This window comes from Blautia hominis, from assembly GCA_002270465.1.
Taxonomy (GTDB): Bacteria; Bacillota; Clostridia; order Lachnospirales; family Lachnospiraceae; genus Blautia; species Blautia hominis.
The window spans coordinates 147608-158376 of record NQOF01000004.1; the positions used below are offsets into that span (position 1 = coordinate 147608).

Here is a 10769-nt window from a genome sequence, read left to right on the forward strand (position 1 = left end):
CAATGAAAAAATGGAGAATGTTCATTGAATCAGCGTTACAGGTTATAGGAATGTCCATCGTGGTAGTGCTGGGGATCACACTGCTGACCGGAGGGCAGATCTATATGGGGTTTTCCAATTCATCGGGTGGCCGGGTGGTTTCGGATCTGCCTGCCAAAATGATCTTTGTCAGTATCTTTATCGGGTCAATAACTTCCTCCAGTGTCTATTCAAGCTATATACCTGCCGCCATGTGCTTGAACTGCAGGCGTATAGATGCATTGATAGGGATGCAGATCATGAAGTTTATAATAGCCGTGCTTATGGCTGTCATCACGATACTGCTGTTCCGGATTGGCGGCTGGCAGTTTATGGATGGGGATGTGAGCCGCGCACTGGAACTGGTGGCGATCGCATTCTGCGCTATGATACTTGTTGTGTCTTTGGGGGAGATTGTGGGACTTATTTATCTGCGGTTTCACAAGATAGGCATGATGATCATGGTAGTATTTTTCACGGCAGGCGGTGGGATTCTTGGGTCATTTGTAGCTATGAATCTTGAGAAAAGCATTTCTTTTAATTTTGAGTTTGCCAACATCCTTTTATACGCAGCCATAGCCGCGGCAGTGGTATGGGTATTGGATATTATCATCTCAAGACGCCTGCTTGCAGGTCTTGAGGTCCAGTAGAGGAGGAGAATTATGTGGAGATCAATAAAGGGCCAAGTAAAACTGGAGCTTTGTGACCTGGGTATTTATTTTGCCGTGGAGATTGGATTGTGTGTACTGGGTATGGCGATCATGATTTGTATACAGGTTTTCGGACATGAGAAAAGTTATTTTCCAATGGGCAGCATGATAGCCATGTTAGGCGTACTGTGCATGGTGTTGTTTGGAAATATATTCGGCATGGGTATGGGATTTGATGTGGCAGTCAGTATGGGAAAGACAAGACGGTATTACGTGCCGTCAGCGGTCATCACATACTTTATGATGAATCTGCTGCTGGTCGCAGGGCTGTTTGTACTCCTCCGAGTGGAGACAGGGGTGTATGCCGTTCTGCTTCCGGGAAAAATAAAGGAGAGCATCCCCGTGCTGACAAAATTTACACTGCCCTGGGTCGTGGGTCTCTCTGCAGTATTGACCGGCTGTGGGGTGCTGGGGGCTGCGGTAGTCAGACAGTTCAAAAGAGGAAGGATCATTATCCTGGCAGCCTGGCTTCTCGGCTGCTGGACCATACCGGGTGCCACAGAAGGCAGGGACAGAAATATCCTGGACCGCATGGGAAATGCATGGGGACAATGGTTCGCGGGTTTTCAGCTTCCGGTACAGATCAGTATGCTGGTGGGGGCAGGAGTTATTTTCACTGTGATCGCTTATCTGTTGTTTCGGAAACAGGCAGTGCAGTGGTAGGATTTAACAGCAGGTGTATCGTTTGCGAAGACGTACACCTGCTGTTTTTGTTATCTACACCCAAAATAGTTTAAAAACCCAAAAAAAGTATAAATTCACAGAAGAATAGGCAGAGAAAAAATAAAAAATGTTAAAATAGAGATAAAGTTTATACTAATGGATTTTAAAGAAAAGTGATAAAGTAAATACAGCAAATAAATAAAGGAGAACAGATATGAAAATCAAAAAGATCATTGCCTGTCTGCTGGCATCATCCATGATGTTAGGGCTGACAGCATGCGGGGGCAGCAAAGAAAACAACAAGGAGGCAGCAAAGGAAGATAACAAACTCACCATTTGGGCATGGGATGAATCCTTTAATATAAAGGCTGCCAATGAAGCAAAAGAAATCTTTAAGGAAAAAAATCCTGACACAGAAGTTGAAGTTGTAACAATGGCACAGGATGATATTGTGGCAAAATTAAATACCAGCCTCTCCTCGGGATCCTATGACGGGCTTCCCGATATTGTTCTTATAGAAGACTACAGAATCCAGGGTTATCTGAATGCCTACGAATCCGAGTTTGCAGAATTATCAGACGTGGCAAAGCCGGAGGATTTTGCAGAATACAAGACAGGTGTAAACCAGATAGACGGAAAAATGTATGGTATCCCCTTTGACAGCGGTGTTGCCGCTACATTTTACCGTGCGGACCTGATTGAGGAAGCAGGATATTCCAAGAGTGATATGGAAAATCTCACATGGGACAAGTTCATTGAGATCGGTAAGGCTGTAAAGGAAAAGACAGGTATTGCCATGATGTCCGTGTCATCCAATGACATCGGTATTCTCCGTGCCATGCTGCAGAGTGCAGGTTCCTGGTATACAGATGAGGATGGAAAAGTGAACATAGCAGACAATCAGGCACTAAAAGACTCCATCTCAACATACAAGAGACTGGTTGATGAGGGGATTGTAAAAACCATTTCTTCTGACTGGGATCAGTATGTAGGCGCATTCAACAGCGGAGAGGTGGCAACAGTTCCAAACGGATGCTGGATTTCCCCTTCTATTGTCAATGCGGAGGAACAGAGCGGTAAATGGGCAGTGGCAGCTATTCCGAGACTGAGTGAAAATCCTGATTCCGTAAACGCTTCTTCAGTGGGAGGTGCCGGTTGGTATGTGCTTAAAAATGTGGGACATGAGGAGACTGCGAAAAAATTCTTGAAGGAGACATTTGCGTCCAATGTGGATCTGATGAATCAGTTAGCTAAGGATATCAATCTTGTAAGCACTCTGAAAGCGGCATCCGGTGCTGAGAATTATCAGCAGGGAGTGGAGTTCTACGGCGGACAGCAGATTTTCCAGGATTTTATGAAATGGACAGATCAGGTACCGTCCGTGAACTATGGTGAGAATACATATGCGATTGAGAATCTGATGACAGAAGCGCTTCAGGCAATTCTGGCAGGGGCAGATATGGACAGCACATTACAAGAGTATCAGGTGCAGGCAGAGGCTGCTGTAGCAAATTAAGACCAGAGGGTGTTATATAGCCATTCGCTTTGCTTTCAGTGGAAGCGGATGGCTATTATTCTGCAAAAAAGAGAGGAGAATCACAGTGATGCAGAGTATTAAGAGGGATATGAATCCGAAACTGAACCGTAAAGCCTGGATGTTTATCCTGCCAAGTGCAGTGTTGATCGCGGTCTTTGTTTTTTATCCAATGGTACAGGCATTTATTACTTCATTCCAGTCCGGAGCGGGGAACCAGCTTTCCTTCAGCGGCCTTGATAATTATAAGAGACTGCTTGCGGATACCACATTCAGAAAGGCATTGGGGAATACGCTGCTGTTTCTGGCTGTTCAGGTGCCGATCATGATCATTTTGGCACTTATCATTTCTTCTATGCTGAATAATAAGAGACTGAAGTTTAAAGGGCTGTTCCGAACAGCCATTTTTCTTCCCTGCGTGACATCACTGGTTGCGTATTCTATTATTTTCAAAAGTTTGTTTGCAGTTGACGGATTCGTGAATGCAGTTCTTATGAAAGTGCATATGATCTCAGCGCCGATCCCCTGGATAACAGATCCGATCCTGGCTAAAGTACTTATCATTATTGCCATCACTTGGAGATGGACAGGATATAATATGGTATTTTATCTTTCCGGAATACAGGCAATTGATGACTCCATATATGAAGCTGCGGAGATTGACGGGGCGGGGATTTATCAGAAGTTTAAAAGCATTACCCTGCCGATGTTGAAGCCGATCATATTATTTACCACGATCAATTCCACGATTGGAACCCTGCAGTTATTTGATGAACCCATGAATATCACAGCAGGAGGGCCGGCCAACGCCACGATCACCATCTCCCAATATATATACCATGTACTGTTTAAATACTCTCCGAATTTTGGGTACGCGGCAGCTATTTCTTATGTGATCGTTGTTATGATCGTACTCCTGTCCTTTATTCAGATGAAAGTGGGTGATAAAAATGATTAAGAAGGTATCTTTAGCATTTCAGTATGTGTTCCTGGCATTTTTGTCAGTGATATCCGTTTTTCCGGTTTTTTGGATGGTGATTGCAGCCACAAATAAATCGGTGGATATAACCAGGGGAACACTGAAACCGGGCACGTATTTTCTGGAAAACATGAATAGTCTTCTGGCATCAGACCTTCAGTATACCTCTGCCTACAAAAATTCTATTATTATAGCGGTAGTGACAACAGTGCTGGCAATGATCATCTCTTCAGCGGCGGGATATGCTTTTGTGATCTACAGAAGCAGAAACAGGGACCGGATATTCAGCCTTATACTTTTGTCTATGATGGTTCCTTTTTCCGCACTGCTGGTACCGCTGTTTAGGCTGTTCAGTAAATTTTCTAAGCTTGGTCCGCTGAAAGTGATCGCACTCAATACACCTATGGCAATTGTTATCATTGGAGTGGCAACTGCTTTCTTGATTTTCTTTTTCAGGCAAAACACCCAGAACTTTCCAAAAGAATTGGTGGAGGCAGCCAGGATGGACGGACTGGGGGAGACTGCTATCTTCTTCCGGATCTTTGTACCGACCAATAAGTCCTGCTATGCAGCGGCAATTGTGGTGACCTTCATGACGAGCTGGAACAGTTACTTGTGGCCTCTCATTGCGCTGCAGTCACCGGATAAGCGGACACTGCCCCTTGTTATCTCTGCCATGGGTTCCTCCTATACGCCGGACTACGGAATGATCATGGCAGCCGTGACACTGGCAACGATTCCTACAGCCCTGATCTTCTTCTTTATGCAGAAACAATTTGTTGCGGGTATGACCGGATCAGTAAAGGGTTGATACTTTTTTCTTTCATAGACAGAAACATAAAGGCACGTTATTATAAAAGGACAGACTGGCTGAATAGTTACAAGGACAGGACTTATTTAAGGAATAAACGTGCGGAGGATATGATATTTATATGGATAAATATTGTAAGGTACTGATCGTGGAAGATGAATTCATCATGCGCCAGGGGATGAAGCACATGATGGACTGGGAAAAAGAAGGATTTCAGATCGTAGGGGAGGCCTCAAACGGGCAGGAGGGTCTTTTACTCACAGAAAAACTGAAGCCTCACATTATACTGGCGGATATTGTAATGCCGGTGATGGACGGAATAGAATTTTCGGAGATCATCGGGAAAAGATTTCCGGATATACAGTTCATTGTGCTGAGCAGCTACGACAAATTCGATTATGTGAAGAGCACACTGCTTAACGGGGCTGTGGACTACATTCTAAAACCCATGATAAATCCAGAGCTGCTGATCCGGACATTGAAAAAGGCAGCGGACAGGATTCCGGGTTTTACCTTTCCGGTAAGCGGGGAGGCCTCTTTTGAATCCAGAGCGGAGCGGATCTTGCTGGGATATCATACGGAAGTGGACAGCCGGGAATTTGCTGAAATATTTCCGTATTACCTTTACAGGTTACTGGCAGTGGACCTGAAGCGGCTATGCGGCAGTTCAAAATCAGAGCAGAACCGGGCAAGAAGTCTGGTGGAGGATTATTTCGCCCGGGAGGAACTTTTTGCTTCTCTTCATGTGTTTATTGATGAAAGTATCTTGTGCACCGTCATCAATTACAGGGTGAAAAATGAAGGGGAAATGCTGCAGGCTGTGCAGATGCTGTCTGATAGGCTGAATAAGCTGTATCCCCAGTCCCTTATGGTTCTGAGCCGGAAATTTTCCGAACTTAACCATATGCGTGATATTTATATGCAGGAAATACAGACGGAGATTGGAAGTGGATTTTATTCGGATAAAAATCTGATCATCTCAAAGGAGATCAGGGAAGTAAAAGAGCTGGATAGATTTGAATTTGAAAAATATGTTGAACATCTCTCCAGGAAAAGATATCAGGACGCGTTAAAGATGTTTGAGAATTATACGGAATATGCGTGGGCGAACCATATGGAAGAGCGCGTGATGAAAAATCTGACCAAGAACCTTCTGTATAATTACTTGATGGAGATTGAGAAATATGCTGTGAAAAGTGAAAATCTGAAGGAACAGTATTTCCAGGAAATAGATGCTGCCCAGAGGATAGAGGAATATCAGCGCATGATCAGGAAGATCACAGGGGAGATACGGCAGATACTGGAGGGGATAGGGGAAAAAGAGGACCATAGGATCATGGAGATCCGAAAGTTTGTGGAGGGTCATTATATGGAGCCGCTGGAACTTTCCGATATAGCTGAGAGATTTAACTTTAATTACAGTTATCTGTCGGCTTACTTCAGTCAGACGACAAAAGAGGGGTTCAGCGAGTATCTTAATAAAATAAGGATAAAAGAGGCCTGCAGACTTCTTGTGGAGACGGATAGTTCGATCAGTGAGGTGGGCGGCTGTGTGGGATATGGAGAACACAGCTACTTCTGCCGGGTGTTCAAAAAGATAACCGGGGAGACTCCAAGCAGTTACCGCAGAAGGGTGAGAAAAAGTATATGAGAAGAGAGATACATGCTAACAGCCTGGTATTTAAGATCGTAATAACAGTGACCATCGGCCTTGTATTTCTCGCTGTATCCATAGGCGCCATCAATATGACAGTGTCCAAACGTGTTTTTGTGGATAACTTTGCCATGACGCAGCGAAAGGCGTTCAATCAGATAGATTATCAGTTTTATAAGTTCTTCCAGGACGTGACAGCCATAGTATCCACAGTGACAAGAAGTGAAAATGTGGAGAAGTTTCTTATGGGTGCGGACATGGATGATGTGGAGACTATGAATAACAGTTATCTTCTGGAACGTCAGATCAGGGAATCGAAGGCATCCAATTACAGCCAGATGAATGTGATCATCATGGGTGAGAATGAAAAAAGCTATATGAACAATATTGCGGATGTGTTTTCCCAGCCCAAGGAAGATATTCTCCGAAGCCGTGCAGCCCAAAGTGCCAGGAAGAACAGGAATAAGATCATATGCCAATACGAGGAGACGGGATTTACAGAAAACACAAAGAATACGCCTGTAGTCATCATTGCAAAGGCATTGTCTTATGAGAACAAAGGCCGGGCCAATGCCTTTATTTTTATTGTGATCAAGGAAGTGGACCTGCGCAGTATGTACAGCCATTTCACATCAGATACAAGCAGTATAGCCATACTCAATCAGGATAATGAGGTGGTATCCTCAGATAAATCAGTCTATTTTGATCCATCTGCAGATAAGACAAAGACAATGAAAAAGTCCGTACTGAACATGGAGGATGAAAAGGTACAGCAGAAAACTATAAAAAGCAGGGATGGTGAAGAGACAATTCTGATACAGCAGCTTCAGAGCACGAATTACAAAGTGGTGGGCATTATAAATCCGGAGAGGGCGTTTGGAAAAGCATACAGTACGCTTGGTATCATACTGATAACTGCTGCAGTGACTGCGGTAGTGGTATGTATGATCATCCTTTTTTTAAGGCAGCAGACAAAACCGCTGTCAGCCCTGGTGTATGCCATGAAGCATTCAAAGGAGACACAGTTCGAGAAGCATGTGCCCGTTGAGGGAACTTATGAAATACAGGAACTGTCCCAGACATACAACACCATGGTGGATGAGATCAACCGCTATATAGACCAGCTTATAAATGTGGAAAAGGAGAAGCGGAAGGCAGAGATACATGCACTGCAGATGAAGATCAATCCCCATTACATTTATAATACGCTGGCAACTGTGAAATGGCTTATCTGGCAGCAGAATGTAGAAAAATCCACACAGGTGATCGACGCGTTTATTATGCTGTTAAGGAATGTGATCAGCAATTCCGATGAGTTTGTTACAGTGGAGCAGGAGATTGATAATCTGAAGAACTATGCGCTGATCAATCAGGCCAGGTACGGCGAGGATATCCAGGTGGTATTTTTTGTGATCCCACAGTGTAATGCTTACAAAGTGCCAAAGCTGATTCTCCAGCCTTTCGTGGAAAATGCATTTTTTCACGGTTTTCCACAGGGAATGAAAGGAGAGATCAGAATCTTTGTGAGAGAGGAAAACGAAAATCTCAGGTTTGAGATCACAGATAATGGTATTGGCATGACTCAGGAGCGCCTGAATGCTCTGAGGCGCCATGAAAAAACCAAAAGTGAGCATTTTACCGGGATTGGAATCGGAAATGTGGAGGACAGGATCAAACTGATATATGGCATGGATTATGGAATCCTGCTGGAGAGCGAGGAGGGAAAGGGAACCAAAGTGGTTCTCCTACTTCCCAGGGAGGAAAAAGATGATGAAAAAGATCATTCTTGTGTTTAAGACACATTTTGATATAGGTTTTACAGATTTAGCAGAAAACGTAATTGAACAGTATGGAGGGTCCATGTTAAGGCAGGTATTAGAGACATGCAGAGCTACAGAGGATATGGGAAAACTAAAGTATGTCTGGACAATGCCCTCCTGGCCTCTGTGGACTGTGACAAAGAAATGCAGTGATGAGATGAGGCCTGAGCTGGAACACTATATTGAGAACGGACAGATTGCCTGGCATGCGCTGCCGTTCACCTCTCACACAGACTTCTGCGGGGAGGAAGAATATCTGGAAGGGCTGCGTTTTGGAAAAGAACTGTCGGAAAAGTATGGAAAACCGTACCCTATTGCGGCTAAAATGACAGATGTACCGGGTCATGGGCTTATGCTGCCGGAGATCCTCGGGGCAACAGGTATTCATTTCCTTCATTTGGGATGCAATGCATTTGCTACGCCGCCCAAAGTGCCGGAACTATTCTTCTGGAAAGCACCCAGCGGCAGAAAAGTGCTGACCATGTATTGTAAAGGCGGATATGGATCAAGCCTGGAGGCACCGGAAGAATGGGAATATCCGGTTTGGATGTCTCTTGTCCATACACATGACAACTGCGGTCCCCATTCCGCGGAATTTATTAAAAAATTGGCTGCAGAAGCCCATGATCTTTATCCTGAAGCAGAGATAGTCTGCGGCACTATGGATGATTTCTGCAGGGAGCTGGAGAACTATGATCTGAGCGGGGTTCCGGTTGTGGAACAGGACCTGGCAGACACCTGGATCCACGGGATCGGGGCATATCCCCGGGAAGTGAGAGAAATAAGGGAATGCAGACATCGAGCTGCCCGTCTGCAGAAACTGGCCGGTCAAACCATAAGGGATGAAGAGAACGGGAAAAAGGCGGAAATGATCTTAAAGGAATACTATGAGTCCATGAACTTGTTTGGAGAGCATACATGGGGCGCAGATGTAAAGACATGGCTGGGCCCGGATCGGGTATATAAAAAAGAAGAATTTAAAAAGGCCCGGCAAGAGAAAAATTATCAGTTCATGGAGCAGTCCTGGGAAGAACAGCGGAAACGTGCAGAGACGTGTAAAAATCTGCTTGAACGGTATGAACAGGATTTGGAAAAGGACAGGGAAAAAAGGGAGTGGTTATATAATCCGCTGACGGAACCGTATACGGGATGGGTACAGGGTGATTCGGAACCGGTATATGTAAAAGGTCTGGCTCCGCTGGCATGTACGAAACTGGAGAGATCCATGGGGGATAAGGCACCAAAAAATAGTGATGACCTCACAGTAGAAGATCACCCGGAAGGCTCCTCTGTGGAAAATCACAGATATCGGCTGGAGTTTTCAGCAGCAGACGGCACCATAACAGCCGTATATGATAAAAAATTAAACCGGAGACTTCTGGAGGCTCAAAAGGATACCGGTATTTTCTCGTATCAGTATACACGCCATGGGATAGAGAAAATAACAGAATTCCTGCGCAGCTATGGTTACAGGTTTTCCACTTGGGGTATCCAGGATTATGGCAGAGAAAACTATCCGGAGTGTAAAGATGAGACATATAAGCCCTGCTTTGTAAAGACTGAGGTGAATGGCAGGACCATCTCCTTTTTCTATAAAGGGGAAACTTCTGCAAGGCTTTACGGGGATTGCCATCAAGCGGAAGTACGCATCACACTGCCCGATGAAGGGGAGGAGCTTTTTGTCAGTCTGCTGTTATCAGGAAAAGAGGCCAGCCCTTATGTGGAGTCCGGTTCTTTCTGTCTCCCTCTGGCAGGAGATTTGGATAATTATCGAATCAATAAACCGGGCAGTGTCCTGAACCCTAAAACAGATATAGCAGATAACGGGAACCATGTGCTATACAGCATAGAAGAATTTGCAGCAGCAGATAACCGAAGATCCGGTGTCTGCGTCATGCCTCTTGACACGCCTCTTATGTCTATTGGGGAGGACGGTATCTATACATACAGACATCAATATGAGGAACATACACCGATCTTGTATTTTAATACCTTCAATAACATGTGGGGTACTAATTTCCCCCAGTGGCAGGAAGGGGACAGTGAATACCGCTTCGTTCTGTGGGGGTACGATGCCAAGGATGCGGATGGGCTTTTAGAGAGAAGTGTACAGTTGGGGGAGGGAATACAAAGGACCTCCTGTGAAGCAAAGAAACTGAATCTGACACTTCCCTGCCATATGCAGTTGTTGAACATAAAGCAGGGGGAAGACGGTATGATTCTTGTCACCAGAGATTTGCGGGGAGAAGAAGCGGAAGGCACGGTCTGTATGCCGGGATATTATATAACCGAGATAGACTATTATGGACGGCAGACAGGAGAGTTGAAGAGGGATTCCCTTACCTTTGTGAAGAAAAAATACGGGCTGCATATATTTAAAGTGGAAAAAGTATAGGCTTTTTGGGGAAGTGTGATAAGTTTTCCCAGGTAAGGCCTGCCGGAAAACAAAAATAACAGAAATTCCCCCATATCCCTTGACATTTTCTTCCCTATCTATTTATAATGAAATTTGATAACGACAAAGACGATGATGGAGACAGTATTCTGCATGAGAAAACCACAGCGAGCCGGGGAAGGTGC

At 44.8% G+C, this 10769-nt stretch carries 8 protein-coding genes; all 8 read left to right on the forward strand.

The features are described 5' to 3' along the window. Nucleotides 1-2: 2 nt before the first annotated feature. On the forward strand, nucleotides 3-668 hold the full coding sequence (locus CI595_RS15010) for a hypothetical protein (RefSeq protein ID WP_095174449.1): 666 nt from the start codon (nucleotides 3-5) through the stop codon (nucleotides 666-668). A gap of 12 nt (nucleotides 669-680) precedes the next feature. Beyond that, a complete protein-coding gene (locus tag CI595_RS15015; RefSeq protein WP_095174450.1) occupies nucleotides 681-1391 on the forward strand; it encodes a hypothetical protein in 711 nt (236 codons plus the stop codon). Between the two features lie 214 nt (nucleotides 1392-1605). Next, nucleotides 1606-2907 carry an ABC transporter substrate-binding protein gene (locus CI595_RS15020; protein ID WP_095174451.1) on the forward strand — a complete coding sequence of 434 codons (1302 nt, stop codon included), beginning with the start codon at nucleotides 1606-1608 and terminating at the stop codon, nucleotides 2905-2907. A gap of 88 nt (nucleotides 2908-2995) precedes the next feature. Next, nucleotides 2996-3883 (forward strand): carbohydrate ABC transporter permease, encoded by an 888-nt coding sequence (locus CI595_RS15025; RefSeq protein WP_095174452.1) that lies wholly within the window; start codon nucleotides 2996-2998, stop codon nucleotides 3881-3883. Further along, complete coding sequence (locus CI595_RS15030) at nucleotides 3876-4715, forward strand: carbohydrate ABC transporter permease (protein ID WP_095174453.1); 840 nt, start codon at nucleotides 3876-3878, stop codon at nucleotides 4713-4715. The genes CI595_RS15025 and CI595_RS15030 overlap by 8 nt, the downstream gene beginning before the upstream one ends. Nucleotides 4716-4836: 121 nt before the next feature. Then, a complete protein-coding gene (locus tag CI595_RS15035) occupies nucleotides 4837-6366 on the forward strand; it encodes a response regulator transcription factor (RefSeq protein ID WP_095174454.1) in 1530 nt (509 codons plus the stop codon). Further along, nucleotides 6363-8165 (forward strand): sensor histidine kinase, encoded by a 1803-nt coding sequence (locus tag CI595_RS15040; RefSeq protein WP_095174455.1) that lies wholly within the window; start codon nucleotides 6363-6365, stop codon nucleotides 8163-8165. The genes CI595_RS15035 and CI595_RS15040 overlap by 4 nt, the downstream gene beginning before the upstream one ends. Next, nucleotides 8137-10584: a DUF5054 domain-containing protein gene (locus CI595_RS15045; RefSeq protein WP_095174456.1), complete on the forward strand. Its 2448-nt coding sequence runs from the start codon at nucleotides 8137-8139 to the stop codon at nucleotides 10582-10584. The genes CI595_RS15040 and CI595_RS15045 overlap by 29 nt, the downstream gene beginning before the upstream one ends. Nucleotides 10585-10769: the final 185 nt, after the last annotated feature.

Coding starts and splice junctions, on each gene's coding strand:
- CI595_RS15010 (WP_095174449.1), top strand. CDS start 3: ATGAAAAAATGGAGAATGTTCATTGAATCAGCGTTACAGGTTATAGGA.
- CI595_RS15015 (WP_095174450.1), top strand. CDS start 681: ATGTGGAGATCAATAAAGGGCCAAGTAAAACTGGAGCTTTGTGACCTG.
- CI595_RS15020 (WP_095174451.1), top strand. CDS start 1,606: ATGAAAATCAAAAAGATCATTGCCTGTCTGCTGGCATCATCCATGATG.
- CI595_RS15025 (WP_095174452.1), top strand. CDS start 2,996: ATGCAGAGTATTAAGAGGGATATGAATCCGAAACTGAACCGTAAAGCC.
- CI595_RS15030 (WP_095174453.1), top strand. CDS start 3,876: ATGATTAAGAAGGTATCTTTAGCATTTCAGTATGTGTTCCTGGCATTT.
- CI595_RS15035 (WP_095174454.1), top strand. CDS start 4,837: ATGGATAAATATTGTAAGGTACTGATCGTGGAAGATGAATTCATCATG.
- CI595_RS15040 (WP_095174455.1), top strand. CDS start 6,363: ATGAGAAGAGAGATACATGCTAACAGCCTGGTATTTAAGATCGTAATA.
- CI595_RS15045 (WP_095174456.1), top strand. CDS start 8,137: ATGATGAAAAAGATCATTCTTGTGTTTAAGACACATTTTGATATAGGT.